Genomic DNA, 24464 nt, shown 5'->3' with positions numbered 1-24464 from the left:
TGGATACTTCTCAGGAAAATAAGAAGGCCGGTGGTGCACGCAGAGAAGCCTGCTGCAGTTTTAGATCATTTAAAAAAAAGTAAAAGGTGGAATAGACTTTTTCCTGAGCTGTGGCAAGAAATGGCTCGAAATTTATGAAATCCAGTTCCAGTGCCGGATTACTATGAAATTTATATAATTCGCAATTGATATTTTTTTTGTGGTAATGACTGTCGGCATAATGAATGCAAGGCTTGTGGTCATGACCTTCAAAAATATGGATAAAGTTTACTACCGGTGGAAATAGCAGAATCAGGGCAGTAAAAACAAAAAATATGTGCTTCAGGATTTTCAAATATCCAGCAGTTTAAAAATACCCATTCTAGCCAGCATCTTTTTTTCGAAATTCCAGAAAAAACTGAATTGCCCGAAAATCCATCCGAAGAACAATAACAAAACCTGATAAATCGGCAGGATAATCAGGATCCTAATGGGCCAGTAAATCAGCCAGTGATGATCCTGTGGATTAATACCAATAAGATTTGTTAATGGGCTCGCGAGTTTAGCCGCAGAAGAACCGGTGATGGCAAAAACCAGAAAAATGACAAATAATTGCCAGTTGGATTTGACACCCCAACGTTTCTTTAGTTTTTTCATGTCACAAAGATAACTATTCGGTTAAAAATCAGAGCCTCGTCGGGACACTAAAATGCTGGTTATATTGCAAGGCCAGATATACAAAATAGTTGTACAACAAATAATTTACTTCATATCCATAATCAATATTGGGATCATAGTTGATCTCGTTTACATAAAGATTGGGATTATAAAGATTGGGCTGATGCACGCGCTGGTTATAATCGTTAACAAGAAAAGCATTTTTATTTTCCAGGTAACTCTGGGAATAATAACCTCGTGGATGCGCATAAGAATTGATAAAAAGATCAAAACCGGGTTCAATGATAATGATCTCATATTCCAGGCTGTCATTGGCAATTCTTACCGTATCATTCTCTGCACCGGAAATTCTTTTTGAAGGAAAATTTTTCCCGCCAACCGAGCCGCAACTATAGACAAGCAATGCCAGCAGAAGGATATATAATATATTTTTCATTTGATTTTTTTTAATTAAGATCAAATATTATTCCTAACTACCGGCCGCCGGTATATCCTCCCAAAATACTTTGTTCATCCTCATCATCTTCACGATCCAGGGCAATCTTTTCTGCACTATCGATCAAATGTGGCGAATCTTCGTTTTTTATAAGTGTCATAATGAATTCCCTATCGAATTTTGTACTGATGCCAGCCAGGGAATGGACCAGTTCGCAATGATCTTCACGTTTCAGCGATTTATTTTCAGTAATTTCGGTAAGGATGCTGAAAATTGCGCCACAGGAAATTTTCAGCACCTTTTCGTAAGCAGATTGAGAAATACCGATCACCTTCGAAAAGCTGCTTATTTTGTCCTGCTGATTGGCCGTTAAAAGCAAATTCATCACCTTTTCACCCTGATGGCAGAGATCTTCAGTTTCAATAAAATCTATAAAACCCTGAAATTCTTTTCTGGCCTCCTGAAAATGGCTTTTTCCGCTGGCACATTGTTCTAAATGAATACCAAGCAAGGTGGGTAGAGCCAGTAAAAAGGCACGGTTTACTTCATTTTCTGAAATTCCTGTTTGTTCAGCGGTCCTTTCCAGTAGGCGGTGACCACTATGAGTTCTAAAAATATCAAGAATATTTGCCATAATCCTCAGCTTTTAATACTGGAAAGTTACCAAGAATACTATTTAAAACCATTACGGATTGCATAAAAAAGCCGGAAATTTTTCCGGCTTAAATTTTTAACAATTGTTTCAGGCTTTTTCCTTTTTCAGAATGGAAATGATCTGCTCGGCCAGTTCAACCCCAATACGTTCCTGGGCTTCTTTGGTTGCCGCTCCTATATGCGGACTTAATGACACATTCTCATTCATCAGAAGTTTTATAGCCGGGGAAGGCTCATTTTCATAAGTGTCCAGCGCAGCAAAAGAAACTTTTCCGGTTTCAATGGCTTCCAGCAAAGCTTCTTCATCTAAAACACCACCGCGCGCAGCGTTGATGATAGCCACCCCGTCTTTCATTTTTTCGATTTCCTTTTTGCCGATGATTGGTTTTTCCTGAGCCGGTACATGCAGGGTAATAAAATCGGAATGTTTTATAAGCTGAGCTACGGGTTCAGTCTTAATAGGAATTTTAATGCTTTGATGGTTATAGAATTCCAGTTCAATTTCAGCTTCGCCAACTACATTATCACTGGCGATAACTTTCATGCCAATACCAAGGGCAATTTTAGCGACTTCGCGCCCAATCCTTCCAAAACCAATAATCCCCAAAGTTTTCCCACGTAATTCAACACCGCCGGCATAAGATTTCTTAAGTTCCTTAAATTTTGAATCTCCTTCTAAAGGCATATTACGGTTAGAATGATAAAGAGAACGAACGCCACCGAAAAGATGAGCAAAAACGAGTTCGGCCACCGAACTTGAAGATGCGGCCGGAGTATTGATAACCTTTATGCCTTTCTTACGGGCATAATCTACATCGATATTGTCCATTCCAACACCGCCACGGCCAATGATCTTGAGGGAAGGGCAGTTATCAATTATATCTTTTCGAACTTTGGTGCCACTTCTAACTAACAGGACATTAACCTCATTCTTGTTGATATAATCTTTTAGTTGTTCCTGGGCGACTTTTTTAACAGTAACTTCAAAGCCTTTATTTTCGAGCATGTCTATACCACTTTGCGATATTCCATCGTTCGCGAGTACTTTCATAAATTCAGATGTTTAAGCTTTATTTTCGAGTTCCTGCATCAAATCAACAACCACCTGAACGCTTTCAACAGGCATGGCGTTATACATAGATGCGCGGTAACCGCCAACACTTCGGTGACCGTTTAGGCCATTTACTCCTGCATCTTTCCACATTTTATCAAAGATCTCCTTATGACCTTCATCCACCAGGTTGAAAGTAGCATTCATAGGGGAGCGGTCCTCTTTTCTGGCAAAGCCTTTAAAAAGCGGATTTCGATCAATTTCATTGTAAATTAGATCGGCTTTTTGTTCATTTCTCTCCTCCATGGCTTTAATTCCGCCGTTAGCTTTTATCCATCGTAAGGTCAGTAGAGAAACATAAACCGCATAAACGGCAGGCGTGTTGAACATACTGTCTTTTCCAATATGTACCTGATAATCCATCATTGAAGGAATTTCCCGGCTCACTTTGCCCAGAATTTCTTCTTTGAGCACCACAAGGGTTGTTCCTGCCGGGCCCATATTTTTTTGTGCTCCCGCATAGATCAGGTCAAATTTGGAAAAATCCAGTTCCCTTGAGAAAATGTCACTGCTCATATCACAAATAAGTGGTTTCGCAGTAGATGGGAATTTCTTGATTTGAGTACCGAAAATCGTGTTATTACTGGTACAGTGAAAATAATCGGCATCTTCGGGAATAGTAAATGACTTTGGAATATAATTGAAATTCTCATCTTTTGAAGACGCCACTTCCACGACTTCACCAAATAGTTTCGCTTCTTTGATCGCTTTTGAAGACCAGGTTCCGGTATTGAGATATGCTGCTTTCTTTTCCAGAAGATTATACGCTACCATTAAGAACTGTGTGCTGGCGCCACCTTGAAGAAACAATGCTTTGTAGCCTTTATCTTTTAGACCCAAAAGCTCCAGCGCCAGAGACCGGGCCTCTTCCATAACTGCTACGAAAGCCGGGCTGCGGTGCGAAATTTCTAATATTGATAAACCTGAATTATTGTAATCGAGAATAGCTTGTGAGGCTTCCTGAAATACTTCCTGTGGAAGAATACAGGGGCCTGCACTGAAATTATGTTTTTTCATAAAATCCTGAGTTGATTTAGTAACACAAAGATGCTAAAAATGGGAGGAAAAGCTGTTATTAAAATGATAATTATGGCTTCAGAGCTTTAACAAAAACTCAATGGTATCTACATTATCGGCATAATCCCAAAGCTCAGGTTTCTGAGTTTTTCCGAAGCCGATCTCCTTTTCGCCGGGATTTTTTTTCACCACACATTGTAGCTTTTCTTCATTTTCTGAAAGATTTTTCCGGAGTTCTTCCTCATCTTTATAAAATTCATAAAAAAGTGTGGCAATAGGTGAACCGAAACTTTCGTCTTCCTTAAGCATCAAAAATCCATTTTCCAAAATCTTATATTCACTCATTAGGTAAACCGCCTTGTTATAATCGTAGTTATTGGCGTATTTATCCCGATGAATAATGGGATTCCACTCATAAATGGCTTCAAAGAAATCTTTAAAATCATAGTCCTGGGGGACATATAGTTTGGATACATTCCTGCAGCCTAGGCCGTAATACCGAAAAATATCATCGCCGAGCCTAGCGAGTTCGTCTTTACTTTCCTTTCCGGTCAATACAGCGACAGAATTACGGTTCTTACGAATGATACTGGGTTTGTCGCGGAAATAATATTCGAAATAACGGGCGGTATTATTACTTCCTGTCGCGATCACGGCATCAAAATTATTTAAACGTTCTTCAGTGAACTGGATCTGTTCTTCGTATCGATTGTCTAATTGCATCAAAAAATCAGCTATAAGCGGAAGCAGTTGTTTGTCATTTCCCGAAAGTTTTACCTGAACTTTATGCCCGGATACCAGAACGCTAATAAAATCATGAAATCCCACCAGGGGAATATTTCCTGCCATTACAATACCTACGGTTTTACCGCCTTTATTGCTGAAATCATAGCGGTTAAGCCATTTATCAAGGTTTTCAGGAGAAAGTGCCTCGCTCCATTGCTGAAGGGAAAAGATCACATTTTCACGGGTAAACCAGCCGTTATAATGGACCGCCTGGTCTATTTTATGATCCATTTCATTAAAAAACCGCTCATTTCCGGGAATATTTTCAGCTTTTTCAGATTCTTTTATTCCAAACTGCCCCAGAAATTTACCAAGTACGATAAGATGGGATTTATGTTCAGCAATTGTCATGTTCATATTTGGTTATGAAAGTAGTGCACTTTAAATTTGTGCAGCGAAATTAAAATTTCCGAGGATTAAAACCATAAAATTTACAAAAAGTAGTGTGGGTTTTACTGCCAGGAATTAAATTTATTAAAAAAGAAAGCTATGGCAATTGTTATAACCGATGAGTGTATAAACTGTGGCGCGTGCGAACCGGAATGCCCGAACACCGCTATTTATGAAGGAGCAGATGACTGGAGGTATGCTGACGGTACTGATCTTGAAGGGAATGTTGTTCTTCCTAACGGAAAGGAAGCTAATGCCGAAGAGGCGCAGGAACCTGTAAGTGATGAAATTTATTATATCGTTCCCGATAAATGTACCGAATGTAAAGGTTTTCATGAAGAACCTCAATGTGCCGCTGTATGTCCAGTAGACTGCTGTGTGCCTGATGAAGATCACGTGGAAACCGAAGAAGAACTCCTGGCCAAGCAGCGTTTCATGCACAATCAGGATTAAATCTGGAATATTAAAAGAAAAAAGCTGTTAGAAAAGAGTCGGTTAAATCGTCATTTTTAAGTCTGACGAAATTAGACCTTTTCAAACAGCTTTTTTTAACTAGATCGACAAAAACCTTTAAATTTCCTGCGATTACTGCCTATCTATTTTTCTCTTGATCTTATCTATAGCATTCTGTATAGATTTTTCCGGCTCAATTATATTATTGCTTCCCCAGAATTCGGTATCTGAAAAACCGGAGACATCATCTACCATTACGATATTAGGATGAATGAGATCATTTCGTTTTTTCCAGTCGTCACCACTGTATTTCTCCCAGTTGGTAACCACCATTTCGCTATTGATTTTATACCTGGAATTAAATATTTTCTTTTTCCAGTTCACCACATACTCCATTTGAGCGCGCCCATAGGCATAATGCCATTTACCGTTATTTTGAGCATAATCTACCTCGTAATTAAGTTCAATAGGATAAACTTTGGAACCTCCTGGTTTCTTTTTTACAAACATTGCTGCTGCGGCATCCCGGTCATCAACATTTAAGCTGTAAATTGCCTTTACAAGGGTAGAAGTTTCGGCGTCTATAAAGAGTTTGCCATAATACCAGGGATCAGAACGATCAAGTTCTGCAAAATCAACAACATAAGTGTAACGATCGTTGATCTTGGTGGGTTCATCCATTTTGAAATTATAACTATCTACCATTTGAGGGCGAAGCACATATTCCGAATACTTCATCATATCAAGATAAAGTGTATTGAATGGGCCGCCACGAAGTTTTAAAGCAATAGTATCTAGTTTATCATAATCTGTGCTTTTTCGCGCCTTATAAAGCGTTACCAAATCTTTTTTGGGCGAATTATATGGTGTTTTATAAATTTTCACCACCGCTTCGGAAAGGCTGACATTACTCCAGCCTTTTTTGATGGTTTCCCGGTAGAAGGAAGTCATAAGACTTTGATCTGACAGATAGTTTTCATCCTTCTTGGATAGCATTTCTTCTACCAGCAACTTAGCATTGGTGGCCTGGTAGAGATTTACTTCGGCAAGTTCTTCTACTGTTTCTGCAAGCCTGATTTCGGTATCTTCAGATTTAAAATAATTGAGCGGAAGGGTTTTACTTTGGAAACCAAGTACCGATATTGTAACTGTCGCCACTGTAAGATCTTTTGGCACTTTGAGCGAGAATTCTCCATCAGAATTGGTGATGGTAGAAATATTACTGTTGTTGAGTGCAAGGTAAGCGGAAGATATTGACCTTCCGTTTCGGTCGTTGACCACCTCTCCTTTATATTCTACATACTCCTTTTGTTCCTGGGCAACGATTGCGAAGGAAAAGAAGAGCATTAGAGCAAGTAAGAAAAGAGGAGTCCAACGCCCTTTAGAAATGATTGCTGACTTTTCCATGATTGAAAGATTTAAGATTCAACTAAACTTATACAATATAATCAATTATATACTTTTATTGATGTGAATGCCTTAATATTTGAATTGAACTATTGTTAAAGTATTAATTATTTAAGATGATTTAAAAATTTTCTTAAATTCAGGTTCAAATTAATCTTATGAAAACTCAGTTACTAGCCTTTACTTTTCTTTTTACTTCTTTATTTCTTTTTGCTCAGAACGTTCAAAATCTAGAATCCGCAAAGCCAGAATCTGTAGGAATGTCTTCTGAAAGGCTCGAAAAGATCGGAAATATGCTTCAGTCGAGTGTGGATGAAGGGAAAATTCCGGGTGCAGTCGCCCTGATCGCGAAAGATGGAAAAATAGTTTTATACAAAGCCTTCGGTTCGGCAAACGCGAATGGGAAAAAACTTGAAAAAGATGCAATTTTCCGGATCGCCTCCCAAACCAAGGCGATTACCGCCACCGCTGTCATGATGTTATGGGAAGAAGGTAAATTTCAGCTGGACGATCCTATTTCAAAATATATCCCCGAATTTAAAAATCCGCAGTTACTTGAAAGTTTTAATGAAGCCGACTCCAGTTTTACCACGAAACCTGCAGGCGAGGAGATCACCATTAGAAATTTGCTTACTCATACCTCGGGAATTGGTTATGGCATGATAGATCCTGATGAGCGTTATCGGAAAATTTTCGCCAAGGCCGGAATTGTTGATGCTTTTACGACCAGGCCTGTTAAATTAAAGGAAAATGAAAAAAAGCTGGCAAAGCTTCCGCTTCATTTTAAACCTGGAGAAAAATGGTATTATTCTGAAGGTCTTGATGTGCTGGGGTATTTTATTGAAGTGATCTCAGGAAAGTCTTTTGACCAGTTTCTGCGGGAAAGGATTTTCGAACCTCTAAACATGAATGACACCTATTTTTATTTGCCGGAATCGAAGGCCGATCGACTGGTAGCGGTTCAGGAAAAGCAAGACGGAAAGTGGAAAAATTTTGGCGCTACTCCTTATTATGATCCTGAATATCCTAAAAAAGGAGCCAGAACTTTCTTTTCAGGAGGTGCAGGTTTATCGAGTACCGCTCTTGATTATGCGAAATTTCTTCAAATGTATCTGAATAATGGTACTTACAACGGTCATCGTTTACTAAGCCCGTTGACCGTAAAAATGATCCTGACCAATCAAACTGCAGATCTTTTTGGAGGTCCTGAAAATTATTACGGACTTGCTTTCGGGCTGGTTAGTGAAAAGGGTAAAGCTAAAGGGGGCCTGGGAAGTGAAGGTACTTTTGACTGGGGTGGTTATTTTAATACCCAGTATTTTGCCGATCCGGTTACCGATGTGATAGGGATTTTAATGAAACAAACTCAGGGGCCTGTTGATGATCAGACGGGTTGGAAATTCAGGCAAATGGTCTTCAGCAGTATTACTGAGGAATAAGCAAAAAAAGTATCCGGATTTTTACAATTCAGGCTTAATATTATTGCACTTAAGCGAATCAATTCTGGTTTTTTTGCGGATTCCTTTTTGGTACCTGGGTATAGACAATTAAACTTCCCAGGGCGGCCATGACCGCACCAATGATGAAGGGCGCTATGTATCCAAATCGAATGGTATAGCCGGAAACAAAAGCTCCCAAAGAAATACCTAAACCAAAAGCCATCGTTACTACGGCGAGTCGGGAGCCGGTTTGTCCTTTTTCGGCGAGATCTCCGGCCAGGGCCAATGCGGGAGAAAACACCATGGCAGCACTGATGCCCTGTAAAGCCCTGAAAAGAATGAGATGCCATGGTTGGGTTGCCAGTCCCTGGAAAAAAGTAAAGGGAATCAGGCAGAGTAGGCCAATAAAAATAAAGATTCTCCTTCCATATTTGTCACTTGCTTTCCCTATCAAAGGTTGAAATATGGCCAGAGCTCCTATCATCGCGCTAAATTCCAGGGAAAACATGAAAGCTCCCTGGGTTAGTCTTTGATTTGTTTCAGTTTCAATAGGAGACAAAATGGAAAAACCAAAACTCATAACAAAAGTTGCCAGGCCTAAAGCAAAAATCGGGTCAAGCCAGTGGCTTTTATCTTTCGAAAGAATCCTGAAAATAATAGGTTCATTTGATTTCTCTGTATTTTGATCATGAACAAAAAGTGCTACCAGCAGCATACTAATTACTGCCCCAAGTGAAGCAATGATAAAAGTTGTATTAAAACCATCAGTTTTTCCGAAGAAAGGAAGCTTATAAGGTCCGTTTTCTAAAAGTAATCCGCTCAGTAAAGGTCCGGCACCAAAACCAACCAGCCGTAGAGTATTATAGATACCCATATTATTACCTCTATTTTCCTCCACGCTAACTTCACTTACCAGGGCGACGCTGGAAGTAATAGTAAGAGCGGCAGCAAGGCCCTGGGCGCTCCTTACCAGAATGATGCTTAAGTAGGTATCGGCATAGGTATAAGATGCGTTGGCGATGGAAAATAGGAGGAGACCACCCACGGCAAAGAGTTTTCGCTTCCCGGCTTTATCAGATAATCGGCCTACTAAAGGTTGTGCGAAACTGCTAATCAAGCCAAAAAGCCCCAGGACAAGTCCGGTGATAAAAGAAACAGAAAGTCCAAAATTTTCACCGCCAACACCATTGCTGGCAATGTACAAAGGGAGTACTACAATCAAAAAAGAATTGCCCATGGCATCGGCCATTCGGGCAATTCCTAGAATTACTACAGATCTATTGATAACAATTTTATTTTGGTTCGGCCAAAATTAAGGCTAAAATTCGGCCCAGAATCTGAACATCTTTAAAAGAAATGTTATCAAAAGCCTAAAAGTGATCGCAGGCGGGTGGTTTTAGCTATTCCTTTGAAATAATGAAGTCAGACGGAATCAAAGATCAGTTAAAAAGCAGATTTATCTTTTTTTTAAAAGGAGGTTTTATAGAGAAAGAAATAAACCTCAAAAGCCGAAGTCATTGAGGTTTAAATTTTCAAATTTCCGTTTCAGGTTCTAAACTTTTATAAGCGAAAGAAGAAGGGGAGACTTCTGGAGTTTTTGAATCTGAATAAGAGCTTACCAGAACACTTATTATTATAATATTCTTTATGATGTACTGTCCCACCAGGGAAGGAATAAAAGCTCCATTGGTAAATATTTCATCAGAAAAGAATATAAACGGAGTAAAAGTGAGCACCATGTGCAAAAGAGCTATACTTATTGCAAAACGCCTGTAAATAGTCAGGATAAGCATGATTCCGATAGCAGTTTCCCAAATGGCCAGCAAAATAATTGCAATATTAAGCGGGATTATTCCCATGGTTAGTTCTTCAATTGTATTCTTGGCCAGGGCCTCTGCAGGACTTAGATGAGGAAAGAATTTTAATACCCCGAACCAGAGATAAACTACCCCAACTGATATTAGCAAAAGGTTCTTTTTTTGAAATTTAATTCCCATAATCGCTAGATTTTTTCTTTATTCGCTTCTCATCTCATCTTTAGAGGCCGCAGGTTTCTCGCCAATAAGCTCAAGAAATCTCTGATAATTATAACGCGCGATATTTCTTCCCAGTTTTAATCCTTCCACATTATCAGATTGAATATGATATCCGCCCATTACTCTCGAAATTCCGGCCATTTCTCCTGCTTTGGTAAAAGTCGGGAATTCAAGTATAACAGGATCGCTCACATTATTGGGTTCCGTTAGTTCACCGGGGATTCTTTTTACTTTGGCTCCAAATTTATCGCTTCCCGTAAATAGTCTTAGAGCTTCAGCACAGCCACCACTTATGGTGCTATGTCCGGAAACATAACTGGGGAAAGATGGGCATAAAAAGGAAGCAGGTGAATATGGCCTCCAGTCCTGGCCTTTCATTTTTATCATGCCTTTATCCGGGCCACCCCAGGCTTTAATGGTTTTATCTTTAAAATAGGCATGTACCAGTGCAAACGGACGAGCAAAATCGTAATACATTTTTGCATCCCAGCAGGCTATGAAACCGTCAAAGGCTACAGATTCGACATAAAAGTACATTTTCACATCATCATCCAGCGTATTCTGGTCGCGGGTTGACACATCTAAAGAAAATACCAGCCAGTGTCCGGCCTGTTGTGCTGAAAGAGGCCCATCCCTCATAAATTCAACAAGTGCTTTATGTTCAGGAGTTAAATTTGCCTGTAGATCAACCACTTCCTGTACTTCCTTTTCAAGTTCTTTTGAACCAATTTCTGGTGGTGGTCCTGGCCGAAACTGATCGGCTTTTTTTAATAAAAGTGGTTCAACCTTTTGCCAGTAAGGAGTAAGGCAACCGGGGTTGTATTTTTCCCCTTTTTCATTGATGAAATATTTAGGCTGCCATCTTTTAAGGTCGATATTATTATCAATATCATTTACCGGCATATACCCGGTATAATCGGAATAAGGAGTTCCATCTGAACCTTCTACTTCTCCAAATTGATTGGAACCATCATGCATCCTTCTCTCCAGGACAGTCTTTGCGGCCAGGTTTCCTATACCCACCGGAGTAGTGGGATCAAGAGACATATCATCAGGATCGAGACCTAATTCCAGCATTTTATCACGAAACATTTTTGTATCGAAAGGATAATACTCTTTTAATGTTCTGAAGGCCGCGTAACTTATGGCAATCTCTTTATTTTTAAGATTTCTCTCTGCTTCAGGAAGCCTTTCAACACCTTTTAGGTATAGCGGACTCGCTTTGTCATCAAACCGCGTCCAGGCATCGAACATTGAAGTGAAAGTAAGTCCGATGTATCTTGAAGTGATTGTAGGTCTGGGGGTATTTATATCAGTATCATGAGCGGTTCCCAAAAGTGTAAGGTAGGCCCATTGATGCGCGACATTGTCTTTTCCTCGTGGTTCATTTTCTGTAATCGGATCTTTTTTCTTAAAAATTCCTGCAGTATCATTCGCACTGCAGGGGAAAATTAGAAGAGTAATTAAAATAGAAGATAATAGTAATTTAATTTTCATAAGTAATTTAGTTTATCTCAATACTAATGATTTATTAGGCTTGAAAATGAAATTTTATATGAAATAGGTATATTAGTTGATGAAAGTATTCTTTTATTTGATGAGCCTATGAAATGCCTGATAGTCGATGACGATCCCTTAATTTGTGACTTATTGGAACACTTCTGCAGTAAAATTGATGATATCGATAATGTAATTACCGCTACTTCTGGTTTTGAAGCGATAAACCTGATAAACAGCTCGGTTTTCGATTTGATTTTCCTGGATTTTGACTTACCCGATATTACCGGAAAAGATATCCTGAACACCATCGAAAAGAACATTGCAGTGATCATGGTGACATCTAACAGAGATTTCGCTTCAGATTCTTATAATTATGATCAGGTAGTAGATTTTCTGGTCAAACCACTAAATTTTTCAAGGTTCTTTCAGGGTTTTAAAAAAGCTCAGAATTATCTTTCCAAAAATCAGCAGCAGGAAACCAGGCTTTTTGTGAAAGAAGGAAATAAGCTGGTGAAAATCAGGATGAATGAGGTGAAATATTTTAAATCTGAAGGAAATTATATTTCCATTGTTCTAGACGACAGGAAAATTTTAACCTTAATGACCCTGAAAGATCTGGAACCGAAGCTTCCGGAATATTTTCAGAAGGTACATCGCTCCTATATTGTCAATTTAAATAAAATCGATTTTATAGACAGCAAAGCCATAGAGATCGGGAAAGATCATGTGCCGGTAAGTCACAGCTTCGAAAAAGACCTTCTTAAAAAGATCGATCTCTTAAATTAAATCGCCGTTCATTTCGGAAACAACACTGGCAATAAGCAAAATTTTGCCGGATAAATTCCAGTTTCTCTTCATCAAGCTCAGAGACCTCCTCGGGGATGGTTTCTTTTAAACGGGAAAGCTTCAAATTATTAAGATTGGCCACAAGTTTATGAAGTATGGCTTTCCAATCCTTCTGATTTTTGCTTTCAGCAGCATCATTTATACGTTTTAGGTAAGTTCCAAATTCTTCGTGCAGAAGTTTTAGAACCTTTGATACTTTCTCAGGATCATGATCATAATTATTATAGATATTTGAAAGATCGGGCGCCTGAAATTCATTTTTTCCAAGTACATAATAAACAAGATCCTGCACGTGAAAAATGTCATAAGGCTTTTGGAAATAAAGTGAGGTGATCTTTTCAACTTCCTTAGCTTCCAGAGCTGAAAGCACAATTATAGGAGCCTTCAGTTTTTGGAAAGAAATCCATTCCTTTAAAATATCTGTAAGGTTTACATCTTCCAGCATAAGATCACTGATCACAAGATCTACCTGGCCATTTTCCAGAATTTCCCTTGCGCTTTCAATTTTATCGACTTTTTTAATAAGAAGTTTATCATCGTCCAGTATATACTTCATCATTTCAGCCGATGAAAGATCATCCTCAATATACAGCAGATTATAGGTTTTTTTGAATTTGGGAAGGATATAGCGCGAGGAACTGCTTTTAAGTTTCTTTTTTACGTTTACCTTTTCAACAGGAATATTAATAGTGAATTCTGAACCTTTTCCTTTTGCCGAAATCGCTTTTAAAGAACCTCCAAAAAGTTCTGTAAGCTGTTTTACTATAGAAAGACCCAAACCATAACCGCCAAACCTCCCGTCCATTTCTTCTTTTTCCCTGAAAAACCGGTCATTGATCCGCGAAAGATTTTCTTCTAATATGCCTATTCCCGTATCGCTGATTTTTATTTCCAAACGCGCATTTTTACCGCTTTTTACTTCAGCTGAAAGACTGATTTCTCCTTCTCTTGTATATTTTACGGCATTAACAACGAGATTTGTGATTATCTGTGAAAGCCGAAGGGGATCGGTTAGATATTTATTTTCTTCCAGCTTTTTATCGATCACCAAAGAAAAAGACAATCCTTTTTGCAGTGCCTCAAATTGGTAGGTAGAATGAATATCTTTAAGTAATCTCGCGATATTTACAGGTTTATAAGCAATTTGTAATTTGCCTTCCACCAGTTTTTGATGATCGAGTACGTCATAAACCAGACCTGCGAGATTTTTAGCGCTTTTTTCAAGGGAAGCAATAATATTTCGTTGAGCTTCAGACGTAGACTGTTTATGCAGGATTTGTGTGAGCCCTAAAATTGAATTCAAGGGAGTTCTAAGTTCATGGCTCATATTCTGTAAAAATTCATCGCGTTGCCTTTTTGCCTGCTTTTCTTTTTTAAGTGCGGTATTCAGCTCTTTAACATTATTGTTGATCCTCTTTTTCATTTTTAGAAAAGAATTGGCCAAAACCCCAATTTCGTCCTTTCTATTCACAGGAAGCATAATTTCACTTCCCGGATCGCTCTCATAATTACTGATGGCTTTTGTGATCTGGTTGATCTTTTTTGAAAAAAAGTTGGTAAATAACCAGGATATAAGAATTGAAATAATACAAACCAAAAGCAGGGTCCTCAAACTATACAGCTGCACTGCACGCTCACTTGCCAAAAGAATATTCTGTTTAATGGAGGTAACGAGGTATATTTTTCTTTTCCCCCTGAAATATTCCAGTTCTTTCAGATAGGTGAGATAAGATTGTGAGCCATTCCTTACCAGCTCAAAATGATGATCCTGGTTCAGAACAATATTATAATCTGAAAAAAAATTATGATCGGTATGTTTTTGCAAAGCGAATTGCTCTTCCCGGTTTGGAGAATACAGGTATTGTCCGTTCTTATCGACTAAATAGAATTGGGACGATTGCCTGGAAATTTGTTTGAATTTGGCATATAACCGGCTCATATCAACATTGATCACCAGTACACCCATGACTTTTCCATTATTATTGAAGATGGGACTGGCCGCTCGGAGGGTGGGCGTTGGCGGATCGCTGATCACTCCATATTCCTCGTTCAAATTAATGGGCGAAAAGTAAAATTCTCCCGGAGCTATATGCAGGGTTTCCAGGAAATATTCCCTGTCGCCTTTCTCCTGCAGTGTATCTGCTTTAGAAACTTTATCATTCAGTTTTTCGTAGCGAATGATTTCTTTTCCATTATTCTCGATCCCGATATATCGAATTTGGAAATAGTCTTCTTTATTTTCGAGTGTTATTCGGAAAAGATTTTCAACATCGCCGCTGTTTTCTTCGGAAGGATTGTTGATATAATTTTTCAGCGAAGGACTTTCGGCAATTACAGCCACATCATTAGAAACCTCTTTTAATAAGGAGTAAAATGATTGTTCGGCCATTTCTGAAGAATGCTTCAGATTTTCTTTCGAATAATCAATAATAACCGCTGAAGCTTTCTGAAAAACGATAAAACCCGATACTAGGATAGAAAAAATGATCAGCGCCGTAAAGAACAGGGCAAAACGCGTTACAATGGAATGGCGGAATTTCAACTTCAATAGAAAATTTACTGAACGAAGATAACTTTTATTAAACAGGTAAACAATACTGCATTTTTTGCCCAATTTAGAAGAAGGAAATTATTTTCAAAAAAAGCAAAAACGAAAAAACCGCTGTTTTCAGGCAGCGGTTTCTTTTAACTGGAGGTTTTGAAAATGTTATTTTCCTACAACATCTTTGCGGTCTTTACTGTAATTCAGCGTAAATACAAACCAGATAAAGGCCACTAAACCTATAGCGAAAATGGTGTCACCAATGACGCGAAGCCATTTCAGGGTATTGATACCCGGCTGTTGCATGAATTCCGCAGAACGAGCGTACCACATTCCCTCGTTCACACTGGCTACAGTTTGCAGCAAACCAATAGGTAAAACGCTTAATAAGACCATCAATAATAAACCAATATTAATCGACCAGAATGAAAAAGCGATCAATTTATTGTTCCATATCTTCAATCGGTAGAGGCTTCTAAGAACAAACAACATCAGGCCAATACCAAGCATTCCGTATACTCCAAACAAAGCTGTATGAGCATGTACTGCCGTTGTATTTAATCCCTGTAGATAATAAAGCGCTATGGGAGGATTGATCAAAAATCCGAAGATCCCTGCACCCAGAAAATTCCAGAAGGCCACTGATATTAAACAATAAATTGGCCATTTGTAATCTTTTATCCAACGGGTCGCCTTACTTAGCTGGTAATTTTCATAAACCTCATAACCTATCAATACAAGCGGAACAACTTCCAAAGCACTAAAAGTAGCGCCAATAGCCATTATAGCTGTAGGTGTGCCACTAAAATACAAGTGATGGAAAGTTCCTAATATTCCGCCTGAAAGAAAGATAATGGTTGCCAGGAGGACGCTTAAAGTCGCTGTTTTGGTCCTTAACAAGCCAAGTCTTACGAACAGGAATGCAGAGACCACGGTAGCGAAGACTTCAAAGAATCCTTCCACCCAAAGGTGCACTACCCACCATCTCCAGTATTCAGCGATAGCGAGGTTCGTCTGGCGTCCCCACATGAGTCCTGCAGCATAAAAAAGAGCGATTGCCGCTGATGAAACCAGGAACATGATCAAAAGGTTCTTTTCACTGGTCTTCTTTTTAATTACCGGGATCAAAGGTCTGACCATTAAAGCCAGCCACACAAAAAGTCCGATTAATAAAAATATCTGCCAAAAACGTCCAAGATCTACATATTCATACCCCTGATGACCAAACCAGAAGTTTTCAACAAGACCAAGTTTTTGCATCACACCCATCCATTGCCCGGCCATTGAACCAAGAACAATAATGAGAAGGCAGATAAAAAGGAAATTAACTCCAAATTTCTGGTATTTGGGATCTTTTCCTGAAACCGCCGGGGCAATATATAATCCGGTAGCAAGCCAGGCTGTTGCGATCCAAAGGATACCCAGTTGCAAATGCCATGTCCTGGAAAGCGAATAAGGAAGAAAATCTGCCAGTTTGAAGCCGTAAAATCCTTCCCCTTCAACTCCATAATGGGCCGTGATGACTCCAAAGCTTACCTGCACAAGAATGAGCAGGCTAACTACCCAAAGGTATTTTTTCACTGCCTTCATGGAAGGAGTGATGGTTTGTTGCATCAGCGGATCTTCCACAGGTCTTTCGGGATGGTCTTCTTCCTTCATTTTTGCATGGTAGAAGATCATTAAACCTATTCCGAAGAGCAAAAGAATAATGCTGAAACCAGTCCAGATCAGCAAATCGCCGGTAGCTCTATTTCCAACAAGCTTTTCTGAAGGCCAATTATGCGTATAACTTATATCTGAACCGGGCCTTTCAGTAACCGCAGCCCAGGCCGTCCAGAAAAAGAATCCGCTCATTTGCTTCATCCTGTTTTCATCCTTAATAGAATTTTTAGGAATGGCGTAGGCATCCCGCAACTCATCCAGCTCGGGATTTTCCATAAATAAACCTTTGTAATAAGAGGAAAGATAGGCTGCAGCTTCGGCCCTTACAGGATCGATAGTTATGACGCCGGTTTCCTCATTATAGGTGTTTTTACGCATTTTTTCCTGGAGCCTGCGTTCCAGGGCAGCCTGTTTTTCACTGCTTAGATCTTTATAAGAGGTATTTTGCTCATCTTCAGCCCATTTATTTAAGATAAACAAGGCTTCACGATGAAGCCAGTCTGCAGTCCAGTCGGGTGCAGTATAAGCACCATGGCCCCAAATGGAGCCAACTTCCTGGCCACCCATGCTTTGCCAGACATTCTGTCCATCTTTGATATCCTGACCTTCAAAAACGATTGATCCGTTAGTGGTTACAATTTTGGAGGGCAGGGGAGGTGCTTTCTGGTAAATTTCAAATCCGAAATAACCTAATACGGCAAATGAGACTCCTACGATTACAATAAAGCTTGTCCAGAGTTTTCTTTCTTTAGACATTTATTTAATTTTTGGGTTAAGGAATAGGATACGATAATCCAATTGTTGATTATCATTAAATATACAAACTCCTTGTTATTTCAACTTTTGTTCTATTTTCAGGGCTTTTGGGAAGAGGATGTTATTTTCCAGGTGTATATGCTGATGCAGATCCTGTTCGAATTCATCCAGCTTCGCGTAGAAAGCGCGATAGGTATTGCAGGCATGTTCTGGAGGAGTATAATTATTGCTCAAAATGGCAATTCTTTTCATTATTTCCCCGGCTTCTTCATGTTCAGCTTCCATCATTTTGATAGGATTATCAACTGAGCCAAAAGGCGCAACCGGAGCCGGAGTATTTTCGCGTTCAGCCTTTACAAGTTTTTTAATGAAAGGAAAAAGTACCAGTTCTTCTTTTTTCATATGAGCACTTAATTCGGTAGCTACCTGAGAAAATAAATTTTGTATCTCGATAAGCTCTTCGTTATGTCCTCCATGTACTTTGGCTACTTTTGCGGCATATTGGAACAAAAGCGGAATGCTTTCTTCCACATAGGCATGGTGGAAATTAATAATATGGTCACTAAGAAAATCTAATTCCCAGCTGTTGAAATTTATATTTCTTGACGCATTTTCTTCTGTAGCTAAAAGATCTTTTTCCAATAACTCGGGGTCAACGCCGGCTTTTTCGCATGCTCTTGACAAGGTTATTCCACCCCCGCAGCAAAAATCTATACCGTATTTTTTAAAAACATGAGCGGTTTTAATGTTCTGGGTCACATAACTGGCAACAGTTTTCTCTCTTGAAATTTCCATGATTAAGGTTTTTTAAATTTTAATTTTCCAAAATTCAAAAAAGGAATTCAGAGATAATATGACCTTTATCATAAAAAAGGATAAAAATGTCCGAAATTGTAAATTTTATGGGTTTTGCTTGGAATAATAAAACGTCACCGAGCCAGGAAAGGATAACAAATTACCCTTTTTGAAAAAAATGAATTTGTGGATTATGTATGGGAAACCAGAAATAAAAGTATAGTTTATCCTAAACATGAATATTCCTGAATTTTAAGAAGATATTTGTACTTTTGAAACTACAATGGGGTGCTTGCTTTACGCAGGCTGAGATGATACCCGGAAGCTATGCTTCACACCTGATCCGGATAATACTGGCGTAGGGATTTATTATTGAAGTTTTCTTCAATTTGGTTCATCCCCTCATTTCATTGATTAAAATTTAAACAATGTACGAGGATTTTTTTATGCATTTAACCTGGCTTCAGGCCATAGGAACCATTTTCGGCGTTATTCAGGTTCTGTTGGCGCGCCAAAATAACATTCATAATTACTTATTCGGAATAATTTCCATTCTTATTAGTTTATGGGTGCTCTATCAATCGCGGCTTTATGCAGATATTTTGTTAAATCTGTATTATCTCGCAATGAGCATCTACGGATGGTTTTACTGGAAATTTGGAAAGGAAAAGAAACATACACCTATCTCTTATTCCCATAAAAGAGAACATCTTATTGCGGTTTTAATTGTCACCGGTTGCTTTATATTTATGAGTTACTGGTTAAATGCCCATACAAATTCAGATGTTCCATACTGGGATGCCATAGTGAGTGCTTTTGCCTGGGCCGGAATGTGGCTTATGGCAAGACGAAAAATGGAGAACTGGATTTATTTAAATATCAGCAATATCATTTCAATCCCTTTATTAATTTATAAAGAACTCTATATCTACGCAGGTTTAACGGTCTTTCTGTTTTTTGTAGGTATATCAGGTTATTTGAAATGGAGAAGGTTGTTAAAAAATCAGGAAAATAATGAATACGCAGAAGCTTAGAGAAAAATGTTTCGGAATTGAGGAATTTACCGCTGATATTTTAAACTGGATCCAATCTGAGAATCTATGGAATATCTGGGTGCCTAAAACCTACGGCGGCCTGGAGATGAACCTCAGTGAAGGACTTCAGATGCTCCGCGAAGTTTCTAAAATTGACGGAAGTCTTGGCTGGACGATCACTTTATGCAGCGGAGCCAATTATTTTGTGGGTAATCTGAAGGAGGGAACCATAAAGAAAATCTTTAACAACCCAAAAGCTACCTGTCTTGGAGGCAGTGGAGCTATAAAAGGGACTGCCGAAAAGGTTGGCGAAAAATACCGGATTTCCGGGGATTGGAACTATGCTACCGGCTCACATTATTTAAGCCATTTCACGCTGAATGCCAGTATCATCGAAAATGGCGTTCCTTTGAAAAATGAAGATGGATCAGAGAAGTTTCTTTCTTTTATTCTGCCAAAAGATAAGATAACGATCATATCAGACTGGCGGGCAATGGGACTTAAGGCAACGCTTACAAACTCTTTTAAAGTACATGATGTACTGGTGGGAGAGGAGTATAGCTTTGAGTATGACCGATTCCATCAGCCTCAAGCAATTTTCCAACTACCTTTTAGAGTGTTTGCTGATCTTACTTTATGGGTTAATTATATCGGTATGGCCCATCATTTTCATAAAGAGGCTAAAAATCTGACAAAATGTAACTACCTGGATATGTTAATGCATGAACTGAAAATTGCGGATAAGATGTTGTTTAACTATGCAGAGGAACTTGAAGCTGTTATATCAAAAAAGAAGCCTATAGGAGGTAATAAAATTGAGGAAATCCATAAATCAGCCTCAAATTCTGTTAGAAATCTTTCTGAAGCAATTATTAAAATTTACCCGGCCCTGGGAATGAGAGCCTGTAGTGAGAATCAGGAATTAAACCAGGTTTTCAGGGACTATTTTACCGCCACTCAGCATCATAATTTTGTAAATAGGTAAACTGAATATCTTGAAATAAATAAAAGTCTCCCACTTTCGTTCAGAGCTTGGATTTGGTCGGGGTGGCAGCCCCGAAGCTTCGGGGGACAGCGGCTAATTTCTTTAAATTTCGAATACAAAAAAGCCTCACACTTTTGTGCAAGGCTTACTTTCGTCGGGGTGGCAGGATTCGAACCTGCGGCCTCCTGCTCCCAAAGCAGGCGCGATAACCGGGCTACGCTACACCCCGAGAAAATTGCTGTCGCAATTTTTATTCAATATTCAAAATTTCAGGTTCCAGACAACTAATTAAGTAGCACGGGAACCGGGCGGAGTTCATCTCGAGCTTGTCGAGAGACTACACCCCGAATAAATAGCTGATGCTATTTTATTCAAAATTCAAAATTTCAGGTTCCAAATGCTTAATAAAAGTAGACCGGGAACCGGGCGGAGTTTATCCTGAGCAAAATCTCTGTAAGAGTTTTGTCGAAGGGCTACACCCCGAAATAGCTGAAGCTATTATTCAATATTTTTAGTCCTTTCCGTTCCAAATCACCTAAAAAGCAGCCGGGAAGCGGAGGAAGTTTATCCCGGTTTTTTCAAAAGAAAAAGAGAATAAAAATCCGCAGACTAAAAATCTCAGCGGAGAGACCGGGATTCGAACCCGGGCATCCAATAAAGGATGACAGCTTAGCAGGCTGCTGCATTACCACTCTGCCACCTCTCCAATGTTCAATGAACGTCGCAATGTTTTTTGCGGATGCAAATGTAACTTTTACATCCAAACCTTCCAAACCTTTTATTCTTTTTTCCGCGATTATATTTTTCAATTTTGGAAAGCTAAAAGATAAAATTCTTTACTTCAGAAATTTAAGAAGAAACATTGTTCTTTTTATTTTTTTCAAAATCGATAAAATAGTCCAGATTCCACAACATTTTCTCGGCATTCCTCACAAAAGGATTGGTGGTATCCCAAACATAGCCTGCCAGTACAGAACAAATTTGCTCTTTTATAGATTCGTTTGGATGGTCATAGAAAAAGATGCGTTGCAACCTGCCGGTATACCATTCTTTAACGTAAACCGAAAATACATTCACTCCTTTTTGTATATAATTTTTGTATTGTTCTTCCCAGTTAATACTTTCTCCATTAAGCTCTCTTAAAGCAAGTTTTGCAGCGAGTAGGCTGCTTTCTGTGGCAAAGGCAACGCCGGAAGAAAAAATAGGATCAAGAAATTCAGCGGCATTCCCCGTAAGCGCAAATGCTTTTCCATAGATTGAGGACACATTTCTTGATATATTCTGAAGTTTAACCGGTTTGAAAATTGGTTGATGATCATCAAATCGACCTTTGTAATAATCAGTTTTTTCCAACATTTTTTTAAACTGCACTTCCTCAGGTCCTTCGAAGTTCTCAAACCATTTGTTTGGAGCTACAAAACCGATACTGCTCATGCCATCTGAAAATGGAATATACCAGAACCAGGTTTCGGTATCTAACACCTCAAAAGTTATGAGTTGACCCTCCTTTCCTTTTGGGCGACCTGTTTCCTTAATATGTGTAAATATAGAGGAATGGTCATATATTTCCGGAGGCGCTTCCAATCTGAATTGTTTTGCCAAAACCCTTCCGTTACCACTGGCATCAATGATAAATCTGGAGTGGATTTTGTTGGAAATCCCTTCCTTATTTTTGGTGATAACTTTCCAGAGGTCATCATTTTCCTTTTCCACGGAAATAACTTCGGTCTCAAAAGAAATATCGATGCCTTTTTTCTGAATTTCATCAGCAAGAGTTTTGTCAAAATCGGCTCGGGGAACCTGCCAGGTCCAGTCCCAGCCATCACCATATTTTTTGCTGAAATTAAACTCCGCTGTTTCATTTCCTCTGATAAATCGTGCACCAAACTTTTTCTGGTATCCTTTTTTATCAATTGCGGAAAGAAGTCCGGCTTCCTCGAAATTGTCCATACATCGCGGAATAAGGCTTTCGCCAATGGCAAACCTTGGAAAACTCTGTTTTTCAATTACTTTAACTGAAATTTCTTTGTCATGAAGATAACCTGCTGCCACCATACCTCCCGGGCCGGCGCCAATAATAAGAATATCTGTAATTTGCTGCTTCATCCTTAAACAAACATACAGAAAAATTTATCTTCAGAATTGAAATTTTCACCGGGTTTTATAAATCTAAAAAAGGCTGGTGATGCACCCCAGAGAAATTGATAGGAAACTATTTGAACGATCTTTGAAAAACCTGACTTTTTCTTATAAAAAGGAGAAAAAACCCGGCTTAGCCATGAGACACTTTTTCACTGAAATTGAAATAAATTCATTTTTAGTTTAAGTAGCTCTGAATAATGAATGATTTCCTTTTAAAAATTTTACATTTGTGAGAACGTTAACATTTACCTTAAAATAAATAGCTCTGCTCCAAAGAAGGCTTATGCTCAACTTCAAAAAAGCACTTACTGCTGAAGATTTTTACAGGGTTCTTTTTGAAAATGAACCTGTTGAAATTGATAATTCAACTATTTCAAAGCTGGAAAAAAGTTTTGATTTCTTAAAAGATTTTTCTCAAAATAAGATCATATACGGCGTGAATACCGGTTTTGGGCCCATGGCTCAGTATAAAATTGAAGATAAAGACCGAATTCAGCTTCAGTATAATTTAATTAGGAGTCATGCCACGGGAGCCGGAGGGGTTTTAGATGAAATCTCTGTTAAGGCGTTGATGCTAGCAAGGTTAAACACCCTGTGTCTCGGGAAATCGGGTATCCATACTTCCGTAGCTAAAACTATGGTAGCCTTATTAAATCAAAATATTACCCCTGTGATCTTTGAGCATGGCGGAGTAGGGGCATCGGGGGATCTGGTGCAGCTGGCACAGCTTGCCCTTGTATTGATAGGTGAAGGCGAGGTTTTTTTTGAGGGAAAAAGAGTCTCTACTAAAGATGTTTTTGAAAAATTGAATATCTCTCCAATCGAGGTGAAGATTCGTGAAGGCCTTGCGCTCATTAATGGAACTTCTGCGATGACGGGAATCGGGATCGTAAATCTTATTCATGCTCAACGCCTGCTAAACTGGAGCGTTTTTGCATCTTCTGTGATCAATGAGATCGTTCAGGCTTATGACGATCATCTCTCAGAAGAGTTAAATTCAGCAAAACTGCATTCAGGCCAGCAAATAATTGCCGAAATGATGAGAAATCATCTTTCTGATTCCGGTCTGACCCGTGATCGGAATGAACATTTGTATAATGAAGACGCCGATAAAAATTTCTATTTCGAGGAAAAAGTACAGGAATATTACAGCCTGCGCTGTGTGCCTCAAATTTTAGGACCGGTTTATGACAGCCTTCAGAATTCTTTTAAGATTTTAATTGAAGAGGTTAATTCAGCCAACGACAATCCTATTATCGACGTAGATTCCGAACATGTATATCACGGCGGAAACTTCCACGGCGATTATGTTTCTCTCGAAATGGATAAACTAAGGCTGGTAATGACCAAAACTTCCATGCTTGCTGAAAGACAGTTAAACTATCTTCTGAATTCCCGATTAAACAATATCCTGCCTCCCTTCGTGAACCTTGCAAAACTGGGCCTCAATTTTGGAATGCAGGGCGCACAGTTTACAGCGGTTTCGACCACTGCTGAAAACCAGATGCTTTCAAACTCGATGTATGTGCATAGTATTCCTAATAATAATGATAACCAGGATATCGTGAGTATGGGAACAAATTCTGCCTTAATGACCAAAAAGGTTATTGAAAATGCCTTTGAAGTGCTTGCTGTTGAGATGGCGACTATTGTTCAGGCACTGGAATATCTTGAAATCGACAAAAAATTATCTTCTGTAAGTCTTTTAAAAATGAAGGATTTCCGAAAGATCATTAAGCCTATTAAAGAAGACCGGCCATTGTATAAGGAATTGGATGAATTGAAAGTTTTTTTGAAAAATAACGATGCCTACTAA

Annotated in this window: 21 protein-coding genes and 2 tRNA genes; 6 read left to right on the top strand and 17 right to left on the bottom strand. The window is 38.9% G+C overall.

What is annotated here, in order from left to right:
• Positions 1 to 10: 10 nt before the first annotated feature.
• The 7 genes from C7S20_RS14875 to C7S20_RS14845 form a co-directional block, all read right to left on the bottom strand.
• Entirely contained in the window at positions 11 to 334 is a 324-nt protein-coding gene (locus tag C7S20_RS14875) for a hypothetical protein (protein ID WP_107013217.1), read from the bottom strand.
• Positions 331 to 636: a DUF6787 family protein gene (locus tag C7S20_RS14870; protein WP_107013216.1), complete on the bottom strand. Its 306-nt coding sequence runs from the start codon at positions 634 to 636 to the stop codon at positions 331 to 333. The genes C7S20_RS14875 and C7S20_RS14870 overlap by 4 nt, the downstream gene beginning before the upstream one ends.
• 28 nt (positions 637 to 664) lie before the next feature.
• Positions 665 to 1093: a DUF6146 family protein gene (locus C7S20_RS14865; RefSeq protein WP_107013215.1), complete on the bottom strand. Its 429-nt coding sequence runs from the start codon at positions 1091 to 1093 to the stop codon at positions 665 to 667.
• Positions 1094 to 1130: 37 nt separating this feature from the next.
• Positions 1131 to 1727 (bottom strand): DUF937 domain-containing protein, encoded by a 597-nt coding sequence (locus C7S20_RS14860; RefSeq protein ID WP_107013214.1) that lies wholly within the window; start codon positions 1725 to 1727, stop codon positions 1131 to 1133.
• 108 nt (positions 1728 to 1835) lie between these two features.
• Positions 1836 to 2798, bottom strand: coding sequence for a D-2-hydroxyacid dehydrogenase (locus C7S20_RS14855; protein ID WP_107013213.1), 963 nt, complete (start codon positions 2796 to 2798; stop codon positions 1836 to 1838).
• Positions 2799 to 2810: 12 nt separating this feature from the next.
• Entirely contained in the window at positions 2811 to 3875 is a 1065-nt protein-coding gene (gene serC / locus C7S20_RS14850; RefSeq protein ID WP_107013212.1) for a 3-phosphoserine/phosphohydroxythreonine transaminase, read from the bottom strand.
• A 78-nt stretch (positions 3876 to 3953) separates the two neighbouring features.
• Complete coding sequence (locus tag C7S20_RS14845) at positions 3954 to 5012, bottom strand: acyl-CoA reductase (RefSeq protein WP_107013211.1); 1059 nt, start codon at positions 5010 to 5012, stop codon at positions 3954 to 3956.
• Positions 5013 to 5150: 138 nt separating this feature from the next.
• Here C7S20_RS14845 and C7S20_RS14840 point away from each other — a divergent pair, with 138 nt between their 5' ends.
• A complete protein-coding gene (locus C7S20_RS14840) occupies positions 5151 to 5504 on the top strand; it encodes a 4Fe-4S dicluster domain-containing protein (protein ID WP_107013210.1) in 354 nt (117 codons plus the stop codon).
• A 132-nt stretch (positions 5505 to 5636) separates the two neighbouring features.
• Here C7S20_RS14840 and C7S20_RS14835 read toward each other — a convergent pair whose 3' ends face one another.
• A complete protein-coding gene (locus tag C7S20_RS14835) occupies positions 5637 to 6911 on the bottom strand; it encodes a carboxypeptidase-like regulatory domain-containing protein (RefSeq protein ID WP_107013209.1) in 1275 nt (424 codons plus the stop codon).
• 158 nt (positions 6912 to 7069) lie between these two features.
• Here C7S20_RS14835 and C7S20_RS14830 point away from each other — a divergent pair, with 158 nt between their 5' ends.
• Positions 7070 to 8350, top strand: a complete 1281-nt coding sequence (locus C7S20_RS14830) for a serine hydrolase domain-containing protein (RefSeq protein ID WP_107013208.1) — start codon at positions 7070 to 7072, stop codon at positions 8348 to 8350.
• A gap of 58 nt (positions 8351 to 8408) precedes the next feature.
• On the opposite strand, the gene C7S20_RS14825 is transcribed toward C7S20_RS14830, so the two are convergent.
• From C7S20_RS14825 to C7S20_RS14815, 3 genes are all read right to left on the bottom strand, one after another.
• On the bottom strand, positions 8409 to 9599 hold the full coding sequence (locus C7S20_RS14825; RefSeq protein ID WP_107013207.1) for an MFS transporter: 1191 nt from the start codon (positions 9597 to 9599) through the stop codon (positions 8409 to 8411).
• A 283-nt stretch (positions 9600 to 9882) separates the two neighbouring features.
• Complete coding sequence (locus C7S20_RS14820; RefSeq protein WP_193510771.1) at positions 9883 to 10347, bottom strand: doxx family protein; 465 nt, start codon at positions 10345 to 10347, stop codon at positions 9883 to 9885.
• Between the two features lie 18 nt (positions 10348 to 10365).
• The gene (locus C7S20_RS14815; RefSeq protein WP_107013206.1) at positions 10366 to 11883 is read right to left on the bottom strand and encodes a vanadium-dependent haloperoxidase; all 1518 of its coding nucleotides are present in this window, start codon (positions 11881 to 11883) and stop codon (positions 10366 to 10368) included.
• Between the two features lie 108 nt (positions 11884 to 11991).
• Between C7S20_RS14815 and C7S20_RS14810 the strand changes: the two genes are divergently transcribed.
• A complete protein-coding gene (locus C7S20_RS14810) occupies positions 11992 to 12672 on the top strand; it encodes a LytR/AlgR family response regulator transcription factor (RefSeq protein WP_107013205.1) in 681 nt (226 codons plus the stop codon).
• Here the strand turns inward: C7S20_RS14810 and C7S20_RS14805 are convergent.
• From C7S20_RS14805 to ric, 3 genes are all read right to left on the bottom strand, one after another.
• Positions 12647 to 15280, bottom strand: coding sequence for an ATP-binding protein (locus tag C7S20_RS14805; RefSeq protein WP_159039946.1), 2634 nt, complete (start codon positions 15278 to 15280; stop codon positions 12647 to 12649). The two genes, C7S20_RS14810 and C7S20_RS14805, sit on opposite strands and share 26 nt — an antisense overlap.
• A gap of 159 nt (positions 15281 to 15439) precedes the next feature.
• Entirely contained in the window at positions 15440 to 17692 is a 2253-nt protein-coding gene (locus C7S20_RS14800; protein WP_107013203.1) for a nitric-oxide reductase large subunit, read from the bottom strand.
• Positions 17693 to 17767: 75 nt separating this feature from the next.
• The gene (gene ric / locus C7S20_RS14795; protein ID WP_107013202.1) at positions 17768 to 18487 is read right to left on the bottom strand and encodes an iron-sulfur cluster repair di-iron protein; all 720 of its coding nucleotides are present in this window, start codon (positions 18485 to 18487) and stop codon (positions 17768 to 17770) included.
• A 428-nt stretch (positions 18488 to 18915) separates the two neighbouring features.
• Here ric and pnuC point away from each other — a divergent pair, with 428 nt between their 5' ends.
• Both pnuC and C7S20_RS14785 read left to right on the top strand, forming a co-directional pair.
• Positions 18916 to 19521 (top strand): nicotinamide riboside transporter PnuC, encoded by a 606-nt coding sequence (gene pnuC / locus C7S20_RS14790; RefSeq protein WP_107013201.1) that lies wholly within the window; start codon positions 18916 to 18918, stop codon positions 19519 to 19521.
• Positions 19502 to 20506, top strand: a complete 1005-nt coding sequence (locus C7S20_RS14785) for an acyl-CoA dehydrogenase family protein (protein ID WP_107013200.1) — start codon at positions 19502 to 19504, stop codon at positions 20504 to 20506. Before pnuC ends, C7S20_RS14785 begins: the two co-directional genes overlap by 20 nt.
• A 154-nt stretch (positions 20507 to 20660) precedes the next feature.
• Here C7S20_RS14785 and C7S20_RS14780 read toward each other — a convergent pair.
• The 3 genes from C7S20_RS14780 to C7S20_RS14770 all read right to left on the bottom strand — a co-directional run bounded on the left by C7S20_RS14780 (position 20661) and on the right by C7S20_RS14770 (position 22612).
• Positions 20661 to 20735, bottom strand: a tRNA-Pro gene (locus tag C7S20_RS14780).
• Between the two features lie 393 nt (positions 20736 to 21128).
• Positions 21129 to 21212: transfer RNA gene (locus tag C7S20_RS14775), tRNA-Ser, on the bottom strand.
• 143 nt (positions 21213 to 21355) lie between these two features.
• On the bottom strand, positions 21356 to 22612 hold the full coding sequence (locus C7S20_RS14770; protein ID WP_107013199.1) for an NAD(P)/FAD-dependent oxidoreductase: 1257 nt from the start codon (positions 22610 to 22612) through the stop codon (positions 21356 to 21358).
• 319 nt (positions 22613 to 22931) lie between these two features.
• Here C7S20_RS14770 and flxA point away from each other — a divergent pair, with 319 nt between their 5' ends.
• A complete protein-coding gene (flxA, locus tag C7S20_RS14765; protein ID WP_107013198.1) occupies positions 22932 to 24464 on the top strand; it encodes a flexirubin biosynthesis tyrosine ammonia-lyase FlxA in 1533 nt (510 codons plus the stop codon).

The organism is Christiangramia fulva (assembly GCF_003024155.1).
In the GTDB taxonomy this organism is placed as follows: domain Bacteria; phylum Bacteroidota; class Bacteroidia; order Flavobacteriales; family Flavobacteriaceae; genus Christiangramia; species Christiangramia fulva.
The sequence above is the reverse complement of the archived record's forward strand: the minus strand, read 5'-3'. Positions and strand labels throughout refer to the sequence as shown.

Bases quoted from the DNA above. Each gene is read 5' to 3' on its own strand.
- C7S20_RS14830 (WP_107013208.1), top strand. From the start codon at position 7,070: ATGAAAACTCAGTTACTAGCCTTTACTTTTCTTTTTACTTCTTTATTT.
- ric (WP_107013202.1), bottom strand. From the start codon at position 18,487: ATGGAAATTTCAAGAGAGAAAACTGTTGCCAGTTATGTGACCCAGAAC.
- serC (WP_107013212.1), bottom strand. From the start codon at position 3,875: ATGAAAAAACATAATTTCAGTGCAGGCCCCTGTATTCTTCCACAGGAA.
- C7S20_RS14815 (WP_107013206.1), bottom strand. From the start codon at position 11,883: ATGAAAATTAAATTACTATTATCTTCTATTTTAATTACTCTTCTAATT.
- C7S20_RS14860 (WP_107013214.1), bottom strand. From the start codon at position 1,727: ATGGCAAATATTCTTGATATTTTTAGAACTCATAGTGGTCACCGCCTA.
- C7S20_RS14810 (WP_107013205.1), top strand. From the start codon at position 11,992: ATGAAATGCCTGATAGTCGATGACGATCCCTTAATTTGTGACTTATTG.
- C7S20_RS14770 (WP_107013199.1), bottom strand. From the start codon at position 22,612: ATGAAGCAGCAAATTACAGATATTCTTATTATTGGCGCCGGCCCGGGA.
- C7S20_RS14870 (WP_107013216.1), bottom strand. From the start codon at position 636: ATGAAAAAACTAAAGAAACGTTGGGGTGTCAAATCCAACTGGCAATTA.
- C7S20_RS14835 (WP_107013209.1), bottom strand. From the start codon at position 6,911: ATGGAAAAGTCAGCAATCATTTCTAAAGGGCGTTGGACTCCTCTTTTC.
- C7S20_RS14845 (WP_107013211.1), bottom strand. From the start codon at position 5,012: ATGACAATTGCTGAACATAAATCCCATCTTATCGTACTTGGTAAATTT.
- C7S20_RS14825 (WP_107013207.1), bottom strand. From the start codon at position 9,599: ATGGCCGATGCCATGGGCAATTCTTTTTTGATTGTAGTACTCCCTTTG.
- C7S20_RS14785 (WP_107013200.1), top strand. From the start codon at position 19,502: ATGAATACGCAGAAGCTTAGAGAAAAATGTTTCGGAATTGAGGAATTT.
- flxA (WP_107013198.1), top strand. From the start codon at position 22,932: ATGCTCAACTTCAAAAAAGCACTTACTGCTGAAGATTTTTACAGGGTT.
- C7S20_RS14820 (WP_193510771.1), bottom strand. From the start codon at position 10,347: ATGGGAATTAAATTTCAAAAAAAGAACCTTTTGCTAATATCAGTTGGG.
- C7S20_RS14800 (WP_107013203.1), bottom strand. From the start codon at position 17,692: ATGTCTAAAGAAAGAAAACTCTGGACAAGCTTTATTGTAATCGTAGGA.
- C7S20_RS14865 (WP_107013215.1), bottom strand. From the start codon at position 1,093: ATGAAAAATATATTATATATCCTTCTGCTGGCATTGCTTGTCTATAGT.
- pnuC (WP_107013201.1), top strand. From the start codon at position 18,916: ATGTACGAGGATTTTTTTATGCATTTAACCTGGCTTCAGGCCATAGGA.
- C7S20_RS14840 (WP_107013210.1), top strand. From the start codon at position 5,151: ATGGCAATTGTTATAACCGATGAGTGTATAAACTGTGGCGCGTGCGAA.
- C7S20_RS14855 (WP_107013213.1), bottom strand. From the start codon at position 2,798: ATGAAAGTACTCGCGAACGATGGAATATCGCAAAGTGGTATAGACATG.